This window comes from Microcystis sp. M113S1 (assembly GCF_020246945.1).
GTDB lineage: Bacteria > Cyanobacteriota > Cyanobacteriia > Cyanobacteriales > Microcystaceae > Microcystis.
The window spans coordinates 1-18,603 of sequence record NZ_JADBSA010000070.1; the positions used below are offsets into that span (position 1 = coordinate 1).

Here is an 18,603-nt window from a genome sequence, read left to right on the forward strand (position 1 = left end):
GCTTGATAATCTGCGCTTGTTTTCAAAGCATGGTGTAACTCAGTCATGGTTAGAAATGGCTGATGTGAAAAGAAGGCTTGACGGTTTAAATAGACAGCACAATTATAAAGATTCTTTGATAAAAATGCCAACTTATCAAATGCTAAAAATTCATGTTTATTAAATTTGATTAGATGTCTTTGAACTAATTTCATGCTCTTCCTCCAAGCAATTAATTAAACATTCGGTTTTTCTTGTTCTTCGTCTTATTGAATACAGTCGAGCGCAAAACCCCTTTTTCTTGGCATAATCTGATAGTTTTATTTGAACTGTAAGGTAAACTTGCACTAACCACAGTAGCAGTTGTTTGCTGTTATTTGCGTATATTTTCTACAAAACTTTACAATATCAGCTGCAATGTGGGGGCGCAAAGCTCGCGCCCCTAATCTAAGGTCGAGAAATAACAGGCTGATGGCTGATAGCTTAATGCTATAAATCTTCTTCTACCAAAGCCTCGACCCGTCCTGTTTTGACCGCTTCCACCAAAGCGGCGTGATCTCGTTCTGTCTGCTCGGCATAAGCGATCGCAAACTCGCCCATCGCTAGATCGAACTGATCTCCTTTCCCCAAATAACCGCTAATGGTGGCTGCGTCTCCAGATTTAGCGTGGGCGCGGGCTAAGGTCCAGCCACAGAACTCGGCGTAGCGTTGCAGTTGGACAGCCGACACTCCCTCAATGGGTAGGGAAAACTTCATATCCCGCAGTTGCCGTAAATAGAAGTCTTTGCCCCGTCTTCCCTGGGTCCAGCCTAAAAATATGTCGCTAGAGGATTGCATCAATCTCTGGCCTGTAACCACCCGTTGTCCCTGATTTTCGTACTGGCTCTTGGCGGTATAGGGTTCAAGAACCGAAGGGCAGGCTTCCTTAACTTGTAGGATGAGGGGATGGTTATCTTCCGAGAAAAATAGGGCGATATAACATCTAGTGCCGACACTGCCAATGCCTACCACTTTCAGGGCAAAGTCCTCTAACTGGTAGCGATCAAAGAGGACCCGGCGTTCCTCCGGCAGGGATTGGCGATAGTCTTCCAGACCCTCGCGCACGAGAGTCTCCCAATCCGGTTCGTTGACATGGTAGAGAATGGGCGGCTGATCGACAAAGCGATTGCGTCCCCCGGTTTGAGTGACGATCTTGGGGTAAAGATGTTCGATGATGCGCTCGCGGGCTTTTGCCATCATCTGTTCCCGTATCTTCCGCGTCTTTTCGTCGGGAGCCATCTCGATCGCCTGTTCTACTCCTATGCGCGTGTACCATATCTCTAACGGACTGAGGCGAGAATATTCCCGCAGGTGTTCCCGATAGGAACGAGCGCAATCGATCGCCGCCGCCTTCGATTCTTGATCGGATAGATCGCTATCCCTGCCGGCGATGACAAAGCTGACCACTAGACGCTTGAGATCCCATTCCCAAGGTGCGGGTAGGGTTTCGTCGAAATCGTTAATATCGAAGACTAAATTGCGTTCGGGGGTGGCAAAAAATCCGAAGTTCAACAGGTGGCAATCCCCGCAGGCCTGCACGATAACGTCGGTTTTGGGAGTGGTGGCCAGATCGTAGGCCATCAAAGCAGCGGAACCGCGCAGGAAGGTAAAGGGACTCCGCAACATTCGTCCGTAGCGGATAGGAATCAATTCCTGTAATCGCCCTCGATTTGATGCTTCGATGATCTCGATCGGCTCTCGACCAGCTGCGGGAGGTTGCCAGATGGCGTGGCTAGAACGCGGCAATCGCTCCCGCAGGGATTTACCGATCTGGATGCGTTCTTCCCGTGAACGGAATCGAGCTTGAGAAGATGAGCGGATCGGGGTTTCTATTTGGTGGTTCATAGCGACTTTTTCCCCTGAATGAGATTACATCCCTTGCTGTTAGATGACTAAATGAATACAAGCAATAGGAAATAGATAAGTCAATAGTGATGGTTCCCCGAATGGGATAACTTTCTAACATTTGCCCCTTTAGAGATAGCTTCTGATGCTCGGTTCAACAATTAATCTTCACTCGCTTCTTATTCGGGGAGGCTCAACATTATCGATGATACATTTTTTCTGAAATGGCTATCTCTTAAATTTGCTTAACTTTTAGCCCAATGGCAGCTCTACTATTTCGATTATATCTTGCTCAAAAATTGCTGGCGGAATGCTCGTAACAAAATTTTATCTAATGTTCAGCCTTCGGCCAGGGGCTAAAATCTCGCTCTTTTGTGGGGAAAAGGGGGGTATATTCCACGTTAAAGATAAGATATGCAGCGGTTGCTTTATTCATCTGGCACAGCTAATTCCTTATGGGATAAGCTTTTCGGCGTGGAGAATGTACCAGACCAATCCTGAATCCGCCGTAAATACCCTTAAAATTGATGAGCAGGAGTAAATATTACCAGTTAAAGGTTCGCTGCTATGAAATTCCGTCAATTGATACAGGCCACAGAAAATAAATACAATCGGCTGCTGGCAAATCTGCTCTCGCTCTACATTATTTACCCATTTTTAGTATATCTACCCCTGGGAGATTGGCTGATTTTCTTTTTCTTCTCCCTCTCTCTGATCATCGCAGTCTATCAGATTGATCGAAGTAAATTGGCTTTAAGATTTAATATCAGTCTGTTTTTAATTGCCCTCCTCCTGCGAGCATTCAGCACGATTATCCCTATTTATAGCGATTTTAACCGTTGGTTCGAGCTATCTAGTACGTTAATTTTTCTAGCTTTTATTGGTTTATGTGTGTACTCGATTTTACTAGAATTAATTCCCGCCGAACAAGTCACGTCTGATATTATCAAAGGGGGAATTTGTGTCTATTTTCTCTTAGGATTTTTCTGGGCGGCCGCTTATAATATCATCCAGATTTTCGACCCCGATTCCTTTAGCTCCGCCGCTAAAACCGTCAACCAAGCGGATCTACTTCATTTCAGCTTTACTACCTTGTCCACGGTGGGTTACGGTGATATAGTTCCTGCCAGTAAAGTCGCTAGAGTTCTAGCCAATTTAGAAGGAATGACTGGAGTTCTCTATCCCGCCGTTTTTATTGCCCGTTTAGTCAGTTTACACAATGGTCGTTAACCAAACAGCAATTCTCATTTTAAGGTTTCATGACATTAAAACCCTTGCACATAGAGGGGTTAAAATTCTTTAACGAATCTCTAGATCGCTGAAACAACGCACAATCGTTTCAAAATGAGAATTGCTGGAGCAACATTAACGTTGCCCATCACCCGCCGCAGATAACCTTGAACGCCCAGCAGATAATCTTTGGGCGGTCGGCGTGCATGGGGGTTGTTAGGCAGCATTTAATTGCATGACCTTCCTCCCCTGCTTTGATACTCTGGGCTAGGAGCAATACCTTCAGCAGCAACTCTTTGCAGTGTCCATCCACTAGCAAGAGCATTTGTCCATGTTGCCCTTCCTGATGAATCAATGTCTCTACAGAGCATCCTTCGGTATAAGCCATTAAGTTTGTTCTGGGCTTCAGGACTCTCTGCAATTGCACGCCGGACTTGAAGGACAGTCCTCCCACTGTTTAATTCTCTAGTCCAAGTATCCATTCCTGAAGGATCTACATCTCGCTCTAGAATCTCTCTGTAAATCTGAATGACAGCTTGCCTACTTTGATACTCTGGGCTAGGAGCAATCAGCAATTCTCATTTTAAGGTTTCAGGCTCTTCTAGGTTGTGTGTGATAAGTTTAACTTACATAGGATTGATCGATCTTTGTGTCCTTTGTGTCTTTGTGGTTCGTTCCACCCCCTCTCTAGGAGGAATGTATCTTAGAATACATTTTACCCACCAAATCCAAGAGAGCCGGTTTCATGACATTAAAACCCTTGCGCCTAGTGGGACTTAGGCGTTTTCGGTCAGCAAAAAAGGCTCAAACCATTACCGGACAAGGGGTTAACCTCGATTTGTGATTTTCATTGATATATCTGGGTTTCAGCGATTTTGGGCTTCTTGAAGTAAATCCCAAGCGGGGATTGGGGTTGAGGCTTTTCTTGATTTGTTTTTTGTCTAAGTCCCACTAGAGGGGTTAAAATTCTTTAACGAATCTCTAGGTCGCTGAAACAAGGCAAAATCGTTTCAAAATGAGAATTGCTGAACTAAAACAATCGATCACGAGTTTGCTTCTAATCGGTTTCTTCTTCATCAATAATTGCCGATCGATCTAATAATAATAAATCTCGCAGGCGATCGGTATCTAATTCTGTTAACCAATTTTCTCCAGCATCTACGGTTTGTTCCGCTAATTGTTTCTTGCTTTCGATCATCTCATTAATGCGTTCCTCTAGGGTTCCCGTACAGATGAATTTATGTACCTGAACATTGCGTTTTTGTCCGATGCGGAAAGCGCGATCGGTGGCCTGATTTTCTACGGCTGGATTCCACCAACGATCGATATGAAAAACGTGATTAGCGCGCGTTAAATTTAATCCTGTTCCCCCCGCTTTGAGGGAGAGAATAAAAATCTTTGGTCCCTGGGGATCATTTTGAAAGCGCTCGATCATTTCTACCCGATCTTTTGCTTTGGTAGAACCGGAGAGAAATAATATTTCCTCGGCTAATTTTTTCTGGAGATGGGTTTGTAGGAGTTTTCCCCACTCGGCAAATTGTGTAAAAATTAAAGCTCGATCGCCTTCTGCTATCACTTCCTCTACCATGGCTTCTAAACGTAATAATTTTCCCGATCTTTGACTGGTTTCTAAACTATTTTCTTTCAAAAAGTGAGCGGGATGATTACAAATTTGTTTTAGTTGCATTAGCAAGGTTAAAATTAATCCATGTTTCTGAATTCCTTGAGTTTCTTCAATTTTCTGGAGCGTTGTCTCGACTAATTGTTGATAAAGTTGTCCCTGTTCTTTCGATAAACCACAAAAAATATTCATTTCCTGTTTTTCTGGTAAATCTTCAATAATATTTTTATCGGTTTTTAATCTCCGTAAAATAAAGGGACGGACAAGGGAACGTAAATTATGCAGGGATTCTTGATCGCCGTATTTTTCAATAGGAAGAGCAAAACGACGCTGGAAAAATGTTTGAGTTCCTAAAAAATTGGGATTGAGAAAATCCAAAATTGACCATAATTCCATCAGGCGATTTTCTACGGGAGTTCCCGTTAAGGCAATCCGAAATCCTGCGGGTATTTTTCGCACTGCTTGGGATTGTTTAGCCGTAGAATTTTTAATATTTTGAGCTTCATCTAAAACTAAACCTTGCCATTGTACTGCTTCTAAACTGGACAGATCGCGATAGATTAAAGGATAACTGGTAATAACAACCGATTTATTTTTTACCTCTTGAGCAAAAGCTTGACCTTTTAATCTTTTTTCGCCATGATGCACAAAAACAGCCAGGGTGGGAGCGAATTTTCTTAACTCATGTTCCCAGTTATTGACCACAGAAGTGGGAGCCACCACTAACACAGGATTAACTAACATATCCTGTTCTTTTAATGCTAGTAAAAAAGCGATTAATTGCGGGGTTTTTCCTAAACCCATATCATCGGCTAAACAAGCACCTAAACCCCACTTTTCTAGGAAAGCTAACCAACTAACTCCCTTGATTTGATAGGGACGTAATTCCCCCCGAAATTCCCGCGGTGGGTTGATTAATTGAATCCCTTGATTGTTATTTAAATTATCAATTAATTCCTTTAATGCTCCCTCCGCTTGGAAATTGACTACCGGCAGTTTAGCAATTAGATTATTATCTCCTGAACTCAAGCGCAGAGCATCTTCCACCGAGAGATTAAGGGGAGCGATGGTATTATTTAAAATTGCCTGAGCTGCTTTGACATCGGTTGGTTGTAGGATTAACCATTTGCCCCCCACTTCCACCACTGGCGATTTTTTCTCTAATAACTTATCAAAATCTTTTTTCGATATTTCCTGTTCCCCTACCACTAATTTAAGCTGAAAGTTTAATAAACTGGTTAAACTTAATCTTTCTCCTTTTTTGGGGGTGACAGTGGCAGCAATCTTAATTCCTAATCTTTGTTCATTACTACCAGCAGTTAAACCCGTTGGCAAAATTACCCCTAATCCCTGCTCTCGCAATTGCCAAGCGATCGAGCGAATAAACTGATAAACTTCGATCGAATCAAGAGAACATTCCTCCGGGTGTCTCTGCTCTAAACTAATTCTAATCGGTTCGTACAATCGCGCCGCTAATCCCAATCCTTTTAAGAGAATTTCCTGAGGATTATTGACAACTCTTTGATAACTATGATAACTTTCTTTGCCCTCTAACCAAATCAACTTGGCACTAATGAGAAATTCTTGATCATCTAACGCTTGTAAATAATAGGTTAGTTTCCACACTGTTCCTAGACTGGGAGGTTGTAAGGATAAACAGACACGGTATTGATTCTCGATTAATTGGCGATTATTGCCATTAACTAAACTTTCTTGGATAGGAAAAACCCAGTTATTATAAGCATTTTCTAGACGCTGTAAATTCTTGGCTTCTAAAGCAATGTCATGATGATCACCGCTTAAAGATTGTAGCCAGGGTTTCACCATCAATGAGGGGGAAATATTAACACCACTATCTATCTTTTGTCGCAAACGAGCATCGACAATATTTTTCAAGCAATCGAGAATAATTATTTGTGGTTCGCTATTTTCTTGATAGGCAAGACAGACCGGGGGGATGGTTTGGATAAACTTAGCTAAACGAGTGCGATCGATGGTACTATCTAGCAGGGGATACCAGCAACTTTCACCCTGATTTATTCCCGCTAAAAATTTCCCCCTTGCTAATAAATCTAAACTCCAACGGTGCAAATACAGCCAAAATCGTAGATCATTGCCGATAAATTCGGCCTTAGCTAGGGGTAATTTCTCCCATAACCGCACTATCATCCCCGCAGAAAAAGTTAATCCCGATACCTGCCATGGTTGCCAAGACAAGGATTTAGCTGTGGGTTCGAGAATTTGCCCCGACAGCAGCGGTAAAAAATATTTTTTCCTTGGAGGGGAATAACTAGGGAGACTGAGCTTGATTGATTCTGGAGAACACCGGTCAAGCTGAGGAGAAAATTTCTCGATAAATTGGAATAATGCCCCTGATTCTAGACAAAAAGGATGATTTTCCTTTGTTTCACTTAATTCCTTCCCTTGCCACTGTTCACCCCAAAGAAAAAAAACACTATCTTGCGAACGAATCAGCCAATTACCGTGTAGAGTAGTCATTATAAAATAGGGAAATTCCTCTAAAAAACCTGCTGTTGAAAAGGTAACAAATCTCGTTTGTCGCTTCTTCTGACCTTAAGAGCCTCTAATCTTCTATTTTAGTGGACAAGGGCTGATTTCTCAAGCAGAATCTAGTTCAGCGATTAGCCCCGATCGCATGGTTATTATCAGTAATAATAAATAGAGTTATTTTTCAACTATGTACAAATCGATCGCCCTCACCCTCGTCCTCAGTCTTCCCCTTAACTTGTCCCTAGTTGGTCAGACGGAAGATTTAAACCATCTACAGCAATTATTATCCACCCGAAAATGTCCCCAATGCGATCTGAGCGGTTCGGGGTTAGTGCAATCGAATCTAGTCGGGGCAAAATTAAATGGGGCCAATCTCGTCGGGGCCAATCTTAGTCAAGCTAATTTAAGTGGGGCGGATCTGAGTGGAGCAAATTTAACTGGAGCCTCTCTTTTTGGTGCTAATCTGACTGGAGCGAACTTAACCGGGGCAATCTTGACGGGTGCGGATTTAAGAGGTACTTATCTCAATAATGCTAACCTCGACAACACCAAACTAGACACTGCCTATGTACAGGGTGCGGTGGGAATTCCCAGTAGTGCCGGTACTTCTGAACTATTCTATGGTCTAGGAATGGTGGAAGGAAAACAGGGACGCACCAGCACCGCTATAGAAAATTTTAATAAGGCCTTGACAATTAACTCAGAATATGCTCCAGCTTATCTAGCCCGGGCCATGGCTCACTATCGTCTGGGACAAAATGCGCTAGCAGCCCAGGACGCTCAAATGGCTTCGACTCTCTTTCAACAGCAAGGTAACACCCCCGGTTACGAAGCGGCAGAGAATTTTATTAAAGGCATGGAAATCGCCCTAAAACCGCAAGAACAGGGTGGTGGCAACGCTCAATTAGACCAAATGGTGCAGGGGATTGGTTCTCTGCTCTTACAGTTTGTTTTACCCGCTTTGGGACTGTTTTAATCCTCGTCCGCTGGCTCTTCTAAATGTTCCGAGACCGCGTAATAAAGGTCAAGAACATGATGATCGGCAAGACGATAAAAGACTCTCCGTCCCTGTTTTTGGTATTTAACTAATCTTAAGGCTCTTAGGGTTCTTAACTGGTGGGATACGGCCGATTCACTCATCCCTAAATCGTCGGCTAAATCACAAACACATAATTCTCGTTTGGCTAAAAGCGATAGAATTCTTAGGCGGTTGGCATCCCCCAAAAGGCTGAAAAATTCGGCCATTTTTTGGGCTTTTTCTAGTTCTAATCCCTGCAAGTTCTGGAATTTCGCCCCTTGGTGATGGGATTCCCCACAAACCGGTGCTATTTTCTCTATGGCCATGTTTTTTCCCGAGCGGTTTTAAGGAAAAGTTGAGAAAGGGAGGTATCGATCGAATCTTCAACCCCGATACTTGTCCCTTTCTCCCCAATAAATAAATTTAACCGCAACCACAGCCCTTGTGTCCACAGCCTTTTTCGTTAACGTGACCATCGGCACAAGCTTGGCAACAGTAGTATTGATCGTTTTTTTCGATGGCATCGGCGATCGATACTACACACAAACAGGATTCACAAGCACATTTCATGGTGGTGACAGCGATCATGGTTACTACCTCTGAACTTCTTTACTGACTTTAGTATAACATCTGAACAGATGTTCATGGATTGAATAAAGTTAAATTTTTCTAAAACTCAGACAGGAAAGTTGGGGCCGTTATCTCAAGGGTGGGAAGTTATCAGTTATCAGTTATCAGTTATCAGTTATCAGTGATCAGTGATCAGTGGGTAAGTTAACAGTTATCAGATGTGAGTTTTTAAGTGTGCAGTATTAAATAGAAGTTTCCTACTGTCTTTTTACTGATTACTGTTTACTGCTCACTGTTTACTGCTCACTGTTTACTGCTCACTGTTTACTGCTCACTGTTTACTGCTCACTGATTACTGTTTTTAGACGCGGAACGGACTACCAGCGATCGCCAGCCTCATAAATTGCTAAACGTCCGACACCTATATCTAATCCGGGAGAATTATCCCCGGGGGGATAAGCAGTAATTCCAAACTGATAGACACCACCATAATCGGGATTTCGTACTGGTTTCAGACCGATAGAAACGGTATTACCGGGGGGGACAGGAGGATCAAAAATGACCGTGATCGTCTGAGTATTGGGGTCAAAAGTAGTGGATTTTAGGGTTAATTTTTCGCCGCGCTGATTGCGATCGCCAAGAAAAGCAAAGGTTTGATCGACCAGAAAAGCAATAGTTTGAATATTAGGCTGCTGTTGTAGGGTTACTTTGCCCAAGGGCGCCCCGAGGGACGGCGGCAGAGCGATGGTAAGATAGTATTTTGCTCCCCAAGCACGCACGGATTGGAAAGTAGCGGAGAAATTAACCAGAGTGGGAGAACTCTCAAAAAATACTCTGCCATCGGGAAATTGTCCTGCGAGGGAAACAGAAGCATCAAAAGCGAGTATAGCAATCAAAGCGAGTTTAGATAGACTTTCAGTCTGTTTTAAAGGCAAAAAAGGAATTTTCAAGGTAAAAGCTACTATAAAATATTGATTGTCAAGGGGAATTATAGCAAATTCACTTAATCCCAAACTTCTGCCATTATCAGTGATCAGTAATCAGTAATCAGTGATCAGTAATCAGTAATCAGTAATCAGTAATCAGTAATCAGTAATCAGTAATCAGTAATCAGTAATCAGGAGACAGGAGACAGGAGACAGGAGACAGGAGATTATTTTTATTTATACTTCCCACACCCTACACCCTACACCCCACACCCCACATCCTAACCCCCAACCCCTAACCCCCAACCCCTAACCCCTAACCCCTAACCCCTAACCCCCAACCCCCAACCCCCAACCCCCAACCCCCAACTTGCAATGTATCTCGAACACCTGCACCTTCACAGTTTTAGAAATTATGCCGAACAGTTGCTAAAATTCGAGTCCAAAAAAACAATATTATTGGGCAATAATGCTCAGGGAAAATCCAATTTACTAGAAGCGATCGAACTTTTGTCCACTCTCAAGAGCCATCGAGTCAGCAAGGATCGGGATTTGGTGCTAGAATCGGAATCAGAGGCGAGAATTTTTGCTAGGGTTAATCGTCTTTATGGAGCATCAGAATTAAGTTTAATTCTCCGTTCTTCCGGTCGTCGCACCGTGATCCGCGACCGTCAACCCCTGCGCCGTCATCTCGATTTTTTGGGCGTGATTAATGCGGTACAATTTTCTAGTCTCGATCTGGATTTAGTGCGCGGTGGTCCGGAAGCTCGCCGAGATTGGTTAGATACTTTATTAATTCAATTAGAACCCCTATACGTTCATATTTTACAGCAATATAATCAGGTTTTACGACAAAGAAATGCCCTCTTAAAAGAGATTCGTAAACAGGAATTAGAGGGAAAAGTTTATGAGAATTTATCCCAACTAAAACTCTGGGATTTACAACTAGCAGAAACTGGTTCAAGAGTAACGAGAAGAAGGGCGCGAGTCCTGCAAAGATTAATTCCTTTAGCCCAAAAATGGCACGAAAGTATTAGCGGAAAAACCGAATTTTTAGAATTACAATATATTCCTAATGTGCCTTGGCTAGAAGATGATGTCAATGGGGTACAAAGGGCTTTTTTAGATAAGATTGAAACCCGTCGTTTGGCAGAGAAACAACTAGGGACATCGGTAGTCGGTCCGCACCGGGATGAAGTGGATTTTTTAATTAACCAAAACCCCGCTAAATCCTACGGTTCCCAAGGACAACAAAGAACCTTAGTTTTAGCCTTGAAATTAGCGGAATTACAGTTATTAGAGCAGATTATCGGGGAACCTCCCCTACTACTCCTCGATGATGTTTTAGCGGAATTAGATATCGATCGACAAAATCAATTATTAGATGCGATCGAAGATCGTTTTCAAACTTTAATTACCACCACTCATCTCAGTTCGTTTGAGTCCCGTTGGTTGCAATCTTCCCAGATATTTTCTGTCAAAAAGGGACAGATTTTTTATTAGCCTATAGCCTCTCTTTATTTTGCTCTTTGTCTGTATATACCCATAATAACAAAACAGGCCTGCGGCCTGTTTCACTGTTAGATTAAGAATAGTTAAGCCTACCTAATCTCGCGGACTACCGGCTTACCGTCGATAATTTCACCGACGAGAATCAGATCAGCAACCCCGACAAATAAACCATTTTCTAAAACCCCCGGCATATTATTAATAGTTCTTTCCAAATCAGCCGGATCATCGATACTATCAAATTTAACATCGATAACTAAATTGCCTTGATCCGTGACCACGGGGCCAGCTTTTTTCACTCCCATGCGCAGGGAAGGTTTACCACCGAGTGCCTCCAATTTTCGCATCACCGGAGTCATGGCCATGGGTAACACTTCCACCGGCAAAAGAAAAGTCGATCCCAACTTATCCACCAGCTTATTGCCATCCACTACCACGACGAAAATATCGGCGAGACTATCGACAATTTTCTCCTGAGTATGGGCAGCACCGCCGCCTTTAATCAGATTTTTCTGGGGATCCACCTCATCGGCCCCATCGATAGCGATATCCATCTTTGCGATGACATCGAGGGTAGTGAGGGGAATTCCGTACTTCCTAGCCAAAACTTGCGCTTGAAAAGAAGTAGGAACCCCGACAATATTGCTGATTTCCCCGCTTTGCAGTCTAGCGCCCAGATATTCGATCGCGTAGGCCGTCGTTGAACCAGTTCCCAATCCCACGACCGAATTAGATTGAACTAGATTAGCGGCCGCTTTACCGACCTCCTGTTTCATGAGAATGACCGGATCGATTGCTGTCATGATGCACATTCCTAAAAGCGATATTTTGAACCTCTTAGTTATCGGCTATCCGTTGCCCTCTTGTCAATGGAATTAGGGATTAGTGGCCTGAGCTGCTAACATTTCCTTGAGTTTAGCCAATTCATTGGCCCAACGGGGATCTGGCTGTAAAGCGTCACCATCGCCGGTAACTTTCGGGGTACTACTGCCACCCCGTTCACCCTTGCGTTTTTTGCCGCTGCCGCCGCCACTGGATTTGCGCGGTGCTGCCGTCGTCGGTTTCGGAGTCGGTCTTTCGACTTTTTCTGGGGTTTCTACGCTTGCCTCTGTGCCTTCTGCTTCTTCCCCTTCTTCTTTACCTCCCTTGCTGCGGGGGAGAGCTTTCTCGATTTTGATCGGGTTTTCCATGAAGGATTGACCGTTGTATTTTTCGATAAACTGGTCAGCTAGTTCATCGCTAGGGACGGTAACGAAGGCAAAACCGCGACATTTGCCAGTTTTGCGATCTTTGATGACTTTAGTGGTAATCGTATCCCCTTCATCGGCAAAAAGCGCCTGTAATTTTTCGCGCTCGACGGATTCTTTGGGCAAATTACCAACGTATAGACGAACGGACATGATGGATTCCTCCAAGTATAGGTTGATGTAAAAACTTGTGCGACATTCCGTGCCTGTATGCTGATTTTTTTAAGGCAAACAGAGCTAAGGAGGATGTTTCCCAGCGATAAGCTTGTAGTTTCTGCACGATAGCGGCTGTGGCCGTCAATTTCGACTATCCTTAACGATTTCAACGAGAGGTACGGAATCTAGGGGTTACGTTTTTTAGCTGTTAACAGGGCTAATCATTCAACTTACCCGATTTATGTCGCTCTATTCGATTATTACAGAATGTTTACACAATTTGTCAAATATTTTCTCTCGCTCCGGGCTGCCATGGAAAAAATAAGTATAACTACTTAAGTATTTGTTCACAGTAAGCAAAATTTTATTAAAACTCTTGCTAAATGTATCATTATATGCTTCTTTCCTTTTGGCGGCAGGGTATCCTAGCTAACGGGAGGGAAAAAGCAAAACCCTCTCTACAGATACATTGACACTTTGTCAAGTATTTGTTACATTAGTTAAAAAAGGTGCTACCAATCACCGATCTCGCTTGTTATCAACCACTGCCTTCATCAAGGAGGAACACCATGTCTCAACCGATCGAACTTTCCTTAGAACAACAGTTCAACATTCGTTCTTTTCAGACTCAGGTAGAAAAAATGAGTCAGGAGCAAGCGCAGGATTTCCTGATCAAGCTCTACGAACAAATGATGGTCAGAGAAAATATGTACAAAGCTTTTCTCAAACACCAGTGGGGTCTAGATTCTAATCCCTGGGCTCCCCAATAACTCATTTCACCCCTGCGGGCGACCTCTTTCTCCGGCTGGGTTTCTCCGGAAACGAGCTAGGGATGCGGGGCGCATTTCTTCACCTTTTTAGCTATTCTTAGGGAAGAATAACCGAATTGCAAGGGGTTAATTTATGTTCGAGCGCGCTTTGATCTGTACAGATCTTTTCGATGGTCTCCATCGTCTTGTCCATTGTGTGCCACACTTAGCCCTAAGCGGCTTAAAACAAGTTATCTTCCTCCACAGTATTCCGGTTTGGGAACAACCCACCCTCGCTGCCGTAGATCAAGCGAAAATTGACGCGGCCAAAGAAAAATTAGCCCCAGCTTTAGCAAATATTCCCGACGGTATGACAGTTATTGTCGAAATCTCTAACCGTCGTCCCGTGGATGCCGTGCGGGAAGTCCTCGCTAATCACTCTATTGACGTGATTTTGATGGGAAATCCCATGCGCGGTGCTGTCCAAGAAAAATTATTCGGTAGTACCAGTTTAGCGATCGCAGGTATTACCGATATTCCGCTGCTGATTTTCCGACCGCAATTATTATCAGTTTATACTCGCGATGAATTGGCCCTGCGCTGTCAACATCTCTGGAAACATTTATTAATTCCCTACGATGGCAGTTCCGACGCGATTTATCTAATTGAACAGATAGAAAAATACGCTCAAACTCGCTCCCCCGGCTCTTTTGAGCAATGTCTTCTCCTCCGGGTAGTGGAAAATATCAGTCGCGATCCCGGTGTCACCGAATGTCGCTTAAATGATGCCCGTCAGCAATTAGAATCGGTGCAAGTGCGACTAGAAAAACTCGGTTTGCAAGTACAGAGCGAAGTGCGACAAGGAACACCTGTATTAGAAGTTTTGACAGCAGCAGAAGAAAATGATATCAGTGCGATCGCTGTAGCCACTTCCCATCGTTCTAATATGTTGGAATGGTTAGCAGTGCGTCGGATTAATGAAGATATTCTTCATCAACTGTGGTTCCCCTTATTATTTTTCTCACCGAAGGGATAGGCTCAAATTCCTAACAGGTTAAACAAATAACCCACCCCGATAATACCGACGGTGACAAGGGAGATAAACACTGTTAAGAGGGGGATTTTTAACACCTTTCTCAAGATAATCATTTCCGGTAAAGATAGGGCAGTAACAGCCATAGTAAAAGCTAGGACTGTACCCAGGGGAATGCCCTTACTAACCAGTGCTTCCGTTATGGGTAAAACTCCCGCAATATTAGCGTATAATGGCACTCCCATCACCACTGCTAAAGGCACAGCAAAGGGATTGTTTTTTCCTGCCCAATTAGCGATAAAATCGGCAGGAACATAACCATGAATTACCGCACCCACAGCAATACCAATCACCACATATAACCACACGGATTTAAAGATTTCTACTGCTTGATATTGTCCCTGTTGAAAACGTTGTTTCCAAGTCAGAGCTAGTTCCTCGTCTTCCTCTTGAGGTTGATAACTTTTTTGTAATTCCCAGACAAAAGGTTCCACCCATTTTTCTAGTTTTAATTGACCGATAATATAACCGGAAATAATCGCTAAAATTAAGCCAAAGCCAATATACAATAAAGTCACTCTGAAACCGAATAAACCCCAAAGTAAAATTACCGCCACTTCGTTAACCATCGGAGCAGAAATTAGATAGGAAAAGGTTACTCCCAAAGGGACCCCCGCTTCTAGGAAACCAATAAATAACGGTACAGCAGAACAGGAACAAAAGGGGGTAATAACACCAATACAACCCGCCAAAATATTACCCAAAAAGCTGAATTTTCCTGCCAAGAAATTACGGACTTTACCCGGATCGAGAAAGCTTTGCAAAGTTCCCACAAAAAAGCTAATTGTTAACAATAATGTCAGAACTTTTGGTACATCGTAGAAGAAGAAACGTAGCGACGAACCGAGGGAATAATCAAGGGATAAACCAAAGATTCTCGTTACTAATTGCGTCGCTAACCAATCAAAGGGATAGAAGGGGTCAAACATAATTATATTACCCCGAAAAAAGAGAATTATTGCGGTAATAAAGATTGAATTTGTTCGGGGGATAAAACCCGACCTTTACTAACCACTTTACCATTAATTACTAAAGCGGGGGTGGACATTACACCCCGTTTAGCAATTTCGATCGGATCGGTAATATGGGATACTTGAGCGGTGATACCTTGAGCGGTGACAGCCGATTTAGCATTAGCTTCTAACTGCTGACATTTTTTACAACCTGTCCCCAAAATTTCCAGATTGATAGTATTCATACCTGTCAAACTCCTTAACTTAATTGCTCGATTAATCCGACAACTTTAGCCTTAATTTCATCGCGAACTCGGCGAAAAGTTTCCATGGGTTGACCATCGGGATCATCAATTAACCAATCCTCGAAAATTTCCTGTAAAACCCATCCTTCCGGCAGATTGACACCGCAACCACATAGGGATATAACGGCATCGTAATCTTCGGGATTAAAATCCCTAATTGGTTTAGAAGTTTGGTCAGTAATATCGATACCAATTTCCTGCATAACTTCGATTGCTCCGGGGTGAACTTTGGCCGCTTCTAATCCGGAACTGGTGACGGCAATTTTACCCGCGCCTAAAGTTTTAGCGAAACCTTCGGCGATTTGGGAACGACAGGAATTTTTTCTACAGGCAAACATAACTTTTTTCATGATTTTAACTCCTAGAAATCTAATTAGGGGATAGGGGATAGGGGATAGGGGATGGGGGATAGGGGATAGGGATTAAGAAACATCTTCCCCAACACCCAACTCCTAACACCGTTTTTTCGCTTTTTCCTTCCTTTCACTATAGCGATCAGTCAGATAATCTACCTGATCTCGCAGGAGAATGGTAAACTTATAAAGTTCCTCCATCACATCAATAACTCGATCTCGATAGGGGGAATCTTTCATCGTGCCATCCTCATGAAACTCCTGATAAGCTTTAGCCACAGAAGATTGATTAGGAATAGTAAACATTCGCATCCAACGACCAAGAATTCGCAGAGTGTTAACCGCGTTAAAAGATTGGGAACCTCCGCTTACTTGCATGACTGCTAAAGTGCGGCCTTGGGTAGGTCTAACCGCACCAATACTTAAAGGAATCCAATCAATTTGGTTTTTGATAATGCCGCTAATATTACCGTGAAGTTCGGGAGATGACCAGACTTGACCCTCGGACCATTGACTTAATTCTCGCAATTCCTGTACTTTGGCATGAGTATCGGGAACACTGCCATAAATCGGCAATTCACGGGGATCAAAAAAGCGCACTTCTGCCCCCAATTCAGTGATAATTCTGGCAGCTTCTTCTGCTAATAAACGACTGTAGGAACGTTGCCGCAAAGAACCATACAGAAAAAGAATTCTTGGTTTGTGAGTCGATTGGATCATGATTACCAACAAGCAGAATTTATTTTCAGTCTCGGAAACCATCGGATAGTAGGCCGTAAATAATTACAGCTAATTGAGCGCCTAAAATCGGTGCTATCCAGTAAACCCAATGGTGTTGCCAAATTCCTGCCACGAAAGCAGGCCCCAGAGAACGCGCTGGATTCATACTGGCACCGGTAATCGGCCCCATAAAAGTTCCTTCTAGGGCTACGGTTAAACCGATAGCAATCCCCGCAAAACCAATAGGGGCGCGACGGTCTAAACCAGAGCCTAAAATTACCAGCATGAGAATAAAGGTGAGAATGGTTTCAATACAGAAAGCTTGTCCCCAATTTCCCTGTAAAGGCAGAGTTGCGCCCAAATTTCCCACTCGACCCAGACAAAGCACAAGAGTGGCAGAAGCGAGAATCGCACCGAGACACTGGGCGATAATATAGGGAATTACCCAAGATTTTGGAAAAAAGCCACTTGTCCAAAAGGCCAGGGTCACGGCGGGGTTAAAATGAGCCTTACTGATATGACCAAGGGCATAAATCAGGGCTGCTACCATGGCACCGAAAACCATATTGACCCCGAGATGGGTAATTGCACCATTGCTGATTTGATTGACCATTACCGCCCCTGTTCCCGCGAAAATCAGGATAAAAGTCCCCAAACATTCCGCTAGACATTCCCGCACACCTGACCGTTTTAAGAGACGAAAAGATGAGCGAGTTTGACTCAAAAGCTCGATCAAGAAGGGTTTCGGCATAACAGACAATCGATCGAATAACCCGATAATATATCAACAAAAGTTGATATGTCAAGTTTAAAAGCCATTTGTAAAGATTTAATATTTCTAAAAATCTTGATTGGTTACTGATTTTCTCCGCAGGTACGAGCGGGGACGAGGGCAGCAAAACGACGATATTCGGATAGATATTCTTCTAGGAGAAGAAATTGAGATAGATTTAGGCTGTAGTAGATCCAACGACCTTCTTGACGACTGCGGACTAAATTGGCTTCTTTTAGGGTTTTTAGGTGAAAAGATAATTTAGATTGGGCGATATCGAGATGGTCGCACAATTCACAAACGCATAATTCCTGATGTCGCAAAAGTTGCAGAATTTGCAGTCGCAGGGGATCCGAGAGTGCCTGAAAACCAGTATAAATCTGGGTTAACGAGTTGGGAGATGTGGCCAGAGAGTTGAACATTGAGATTGCCCCTAGTGGGAAGGAAATAGGAAAGCGGAAAAATTCAGAATTGCAACAAAACTTTATGTATTTTTGTATCGAATCAGGAAAACCAGCGAATCATCCCCTGTATTATAGACAATGGTTTTGACCAGATTAGCCCTTAAAATCATTGTAGACAGGTTAGGAGACATCATGGAATTATTTGCGGCTCTCAATTTAGAACCTATTTTTCAACTCACCTTCGTGGCGCTAATCATGTTAGCTGGCCCCTTTGTCATTTTCCTACTAGCTTTTCGTGGGGGCGACCTATAAAAACCGCCTCCCACCCATTGTTATTCGTGCTTTTTTGACTTCTCTCCTCTCTAGGGAGAGATTTTTTGTCTAAAAGTCGGGAGTCAGTTATCAGTCATCAGTTATCAGTCATCAGTTATCAGATGTGACGCGATGTGCAACTAAAAACGACAGAATCAGGGTAGGGTTCCAGAGGATACTTTATCTCTGCTGATTTCTGAAAGCCTTGTAAATCAAGACTAAAAATATAGTTGCACGCGGGGTGATGTGAGTTTTCAGTTCACTGATTACTGATTACTGGGCGTTGTCAGA

At 43.3% G+C, this 18,603-nt stretch carries 20 protein-coding genes and 1 pseudogene; 6 read left to right on the forward strand and 15 right to left on the reverse strand.

The annotated features are described in order from the left end of the window. Positions 1–159: 159 nt before the first annotated feature. Together IM319_RS22365 and IM319_RS04025 are read right to left on the reverse strand one after the other, a co-directional pair. A pseudogene (locus IM319_RS22365) lies at positions 160–270 on the reverse strand (IS607 family transposase); the annotation flags it as partial. Between the two features lie 198 nt (positions 271–468). Further along, positions 469–1,863 (reverse strand): DUF2252 domain-containing protein, encoded by a 1,395-nt coding sequence (locus IM319_RS04025; protein ID WP_287078674.1) that lies wholly within the window; start codon positions 1,861–1,863, stop codon positions 469–471. Between the two features lie 567 nt (positions 1,864–2,430). On the opposite strand from IM319_RS04025, the gene IM319_RS04030 reads away from it, so the two are divergent. Further along, complete coding sequence (locus IM319_RS04030) at positions 2,431–3,093, forward strand: potassium channel family protein (RefSeq protein ID WP_287685230.1); 663 nt, start codon at positions 2,431–2,433, stop codon at positions 3,091–3,093. A 227-nt stretch (positions 3,094–3,320) separates the two neighbouring features. On the opposite strand, the gene IM319_RS22370 is transcribed toward IM319_RS04030, so the two are convergent. Further along, positions 3,321–3,668: a DUF4214 domain-containing protein gene (locus tag IM319_RS22370; RefSeq protein WP_353737559.1), complete on the reverse strand. Its 348-nt coding sequence runs from the start codon at positions 3,666–3,668 to the stop codon at positions 3,321–3,323. Between the two features lie 482 nt (positions 3,669–4,150). Next, positions 4,151–7,213 carry a DEAD/DEAH box helicase gene (locus tag IM319_RS04035; protein WP_287734729.1) on the reverse strand — a complete coding sequence of 1,021 codons (3,063 nt, stop codon included), beginning with the start codon at positions 7,211–7,213 and terminating at the stop codon, positions 4,151–4,153. A 199-nt stretch (positions 7,214–7,412) separates the two neighbouring features. Here IM319_RS04035 and IM319_RS04040 point away from each other — a divergent pair, with 199 nt between their 5' ends. Further along, on the forward strand, positions 7,413–8,201 hold the full coding sequence (locus tag IM319_RS04040) for a pentapeptide repeat-containing protein (protein ID WP_287734730.1): 789 nt from the start codon (positions 7,413–7,415) through the stop codon (positions 8,199–8,201). Here the strand turns inward: IM319_RS04040 and IM319_RS04045 are convergent. The 3 genes from IM319_RS04045 to IM319_RS04055 form a co-directional block, all read right to left on the reverse strand. Next, positions 8,198–8,569, reverse strand: coding sequence for an ArsR/SmtB family transcription factor (locus IM319_RS04045; RefSeq protein ID WP_287734731.1), 372 nt, complete (start codon positions 8,567–8,569; stop codon positions 8,198–8,200). The two genes, IM319_RS04040 and IM319_RS04045, sit on opposite strands and share 4 nt — an antisense overlap. A 97-nt stretch (positions 8,570–8,666) precedes the next feature. After that, positions 8,667–8,831, reverse strand: coding sequence for a metallothionein (locus IM319_RS04050; protein WP_158200921.1), 165 nt, complete (start codon positions 8,829–8,831; stop codon positions 8,667–8,669). A gap of 359 nt (positions 8,832–9,190) precedes the next feature. Then, positions 9,191–9,763, reverse strand: a complete 573-nt coding sequence (locus IM319_RS04055; RefSeq protein ID WP_287685235.1) for a DUF2808 domain-containing protein — start codon at positions 9,761–9,763, stop codon at positions 9,191–9,193. A gap of 351 nt (positions 9,764–10,114) precedes the next feature. Here IM319_RS04055 and recF point away from each other — a divergent pair, with 351 nt between their 5' ends. Beyond that, positions 10,115–11,242 carry a DNA replication/repair protein RecF gene (gene recF, locus IM319_RS04060; RefSeq protein ID WP_287734732.1) on the forward strand — a complete coding sequence of 376 codons (1,128 nt, stop codon included), beginning with the start codon at positions 10,115–10,117 and terminating at the stop codon, positions 11,240–11,242. A 98-nt stretch (positions 11,243–11,340) separates the two neighbouring features. Here recF and rpiA read toward each other — a convergent pair whose 3' ends face one another. Continuing rightward, complete coding sequence (rpiA, locus tag IM319_RS04065) at positions 11,341–12,051, reverse strand: ribose-5-phosphate isomerase RpiA (RefSeq protein WP_002757733.1); 711 nt, start codon at positions 12,049–12,051, stop codon at positions 11,341–11,343. A gap of 72 nt (positions 12,052–12,123) precedes the next feature. Next, the gene (locus IM319_RS04070; RefSeq protein WP_287685237.1) at positions 12,124–12,648 is read right to left on the reverse strand and encodes an RNA recognition motif domain-containing protein; all 525 of its coding nucleotides are present in this window, start codon (positions 12,646–12,648) and stop codon (positions 12,124–12,126) included. A 572-nt stretch (positions 12,649–13,220) separates the two neighbouring features. Between IM319_RS04070 and IM319_RS04075 the strand changes: the two genes are divergently transcribed. Next, a complete protein-coding gene (locus IM319_RS04075) occupies positions 13,221–13,421 on the forward strand; it encodes an NblA/ycf18 family protein (RefSeq protein ID WP_002739006.1) in 201 nt (66 codons plus the stop codon). A 133-nt stretch (positions 13,422–13,554) separates the two neighbouring features. Continuing rightward, a complete protein-coding gene (locus tag IM319_RS04080) occupies positions 13,555–14,436 on the forward strand; it encodes a universal stress protein (RefSeq protein WP_287734733.1) in 882 nt (293 codons plus the stop codon). Positions 14,437–14,438: 2 nt separating this feature from the next. Here the strand turns inward: IM319_RS04080 and IM319_RS04085 are convergent, their stop codons facing one another. The 6 genes from IM319_RS04085 to IM319_RS04110 all read right to left on the reverse strand — a co-directional run bounded on the left by IM319_RS04085 (position 14,439) and on the right by IM319_RS04110 (position 18,018). Next, entirely contained in the window at positions 14,439–15,422 is a 984-nt protein-coding gene (locus tag IM319_RS04085; RefSeq protein WP_287080214.1) for a permease, read from the reverse strand. A gap of 26 nt (positions 15,423–15,448) precedes the next feature. Beyond that, entirely contained in the window at positions 15,449–15,691 is a 243-nt protein-coding gene (locus IM319_RS04090) for a thioredoxin family protein (RefSeq protein WP_287080216.1), read from the reverse strand. 14 nt (positions 15,692–15,705) lie between these two features. Continuing rightward, complete coding sequence (arsC, locus tag IM319_RS04095) at positions 15,706–16,101, reverse strand: arsenate reductase, glutathione/glutaredoxin type (RefSeq protein ID WP_286824759.1); 396 nt, start codon at positions 16,099–16,101, stop codon at positions 15,706–15,708. 102 nt (positions 16,102–16,203) lie between these two features. Then, positions 16,204–16,824: an arsenical resistance protein ArsH gene (gene arsH / locus IM319_RS04100; protein WP_287080219.1), complete on the reverse strand. Its 621-nt coding sequence runs from the start codon at positions 16,822–16,824 to the stop codon at positions 16,204–16,206. Between the two features lie 25 nt (positions 16,825–16,849). Then, a complete protein-coding gene (locus tag IM319_RS04105) occupies positions 16,850–17,575 on the reverse strand; it encodes an MIP/aquaporin family protein (RefSeq protein WP_287734734.1) in 726 nt (241 codons plus the stop codon). 104 nt (positions 17,576–17,679) lie between these two features. Then, positions 17,680–18,018 carry an ArsR/SmtB family transcription factor gene (locus IM319_RS04110; protein ID WP_287080225.1) on the reverse strand — a complete coding sequence of 113 codons (339 nt, stop codon included), beginning with the start codon at positions 18,016–18,018 and terminating at the stop codon, positions 17,680–17,682. Positions 18,019–18,192: 174 nt separating this feature from the next. Between IM319_RS04110 and psb30 the strand changes: the two genes are divergently transcribed. Next, entirely contained in the window at positions 18,193–18,312 is a 120-nt protein-coding gene (gene psb30, locus IM319_RS04115) for a photosystem II reaction center protein Ycf12/Psb30 (RefSeq protein ID WP_002736367.1), read from the forward strand. Positions 18,313–18,603: the final 291 nt, after the last annotated feature.

Coding starts and splice junctions, on each gene's coding strand:
- IM319_RS04025 (WP_287078674.1), bottom strand. CDS start 1,863: ATGAACCACCAAATAGAAACCCCGATCCGCTCATCTTCTCAAGCTCGA.
- IM319_RS04030 (WP_287685230.1), top strand. CDS start 2,431: ATGAAATTCCGTCAATTGATACAGGCCACAGAAAATAAATACAATCGG.
- IM319_RS04035 (WP_287734729.1), bottom strand. CDS start 7,213: ATGACTACTCTACACGGTAATTGGCTGATTCGTTCGCAAGATAGTGTT.
- IM319_RS04040 (WP_287734730.1), top strand. CDS start 7,413: ATGTACAAATCGATCGCCCTCACCCTCGTCCTCAGTCTTCCCCTTAAC.
- IM319_RS04045 (WP_287734731.1), bottom strand. CDS start 8,569: ATGGCCATAGAGAAAATAGCACCGGTTTGTGGGGAATCCCATCACCAA.
- IM319_RS04050 (WP_158200921.1), bottom strand. CDS start 8,831: ATGATCGCTGTCACCACCATGAAATGTGCTTGTGAATCCTGTTTGTGT.
- recF (WP_287734732.1), top strand. CDS start 10,115: ATGTATCTCGAACACCTGCACCTTCACAGTTTTAGAAATTATGCCGAA.
- rpiA (WP_002757733.1), bottom strand. CDS start 12,051: ATGACAGCAATCGATCCGGTCATTCTCATGAAACAGGAGGTCGGTAAA.
- IM319_RS04070 (WP_287685237.1), bottom strand. CDS start 12,648: ATGTCCGTTCGTCTATACGTTGGTAATTTGCCCAAAGAATCCGTCGAG.
- IM319_RS04075 (WP_002739006.1), top strand. CDS start 13,221: ATGTCTCAACCGATCGAACTTTCCTTAGAACAACAGTTCAACATTCGT.
- IM319_RS04080 (WP_287734733.1), top strand. CDS start 13,555: ATGTTCGAGCGCGCTTTGATCTGTACAGATCTTTTCGATGGTCTCCAT.
- IM319_RS04085 (WP_287080214.1), bottom strand. CDS start 15,422: ATGTTTGACCCCTTCTATCCCTTTGATTGGTTAGCGACGCAATTAGTA.
- IM319_RS04090 (WP_287080216.1), bottom strand. CDS start 15,691: ATGAATACTATCAATCTGGAAATTTTGGGGACAGGTTGTAAAAAATGT.
- arsC (WP_286824759.1), bottom strand. CDS start 16,101: ATGAAAAAAGTTATGTTTGCCTGTAGAAAAAATTCCTGTCGTTCCCAA.
- arsH (WP_287080219.1), bottom strand. CDS start 16,824: ATGATCCAATCGACTCACAAACCAAGAATTCTTTTTCTGTATGGTTCT.
- IM319_RS04105 (WP_287734734.1), bottom strand. CDS start 17,575: ATGCCGAAACCCTTCTTGATCGAGCTTTTGAGTCAAACTCGCTCATCT.
- IM319_RS04110 (WP_287080225.1), bottom strand. CDS start 18,018: ATGTTCAACTCTCTGGCCACATCTCCCAACTCGTTAACCCAGATTTAT.
- psb30 (WP_002736367.1), top strand. CDS start 18,193: ATGGAATTATTTGCGGCTCTCAATTTAGAACCTATTTTTCAACTCACC.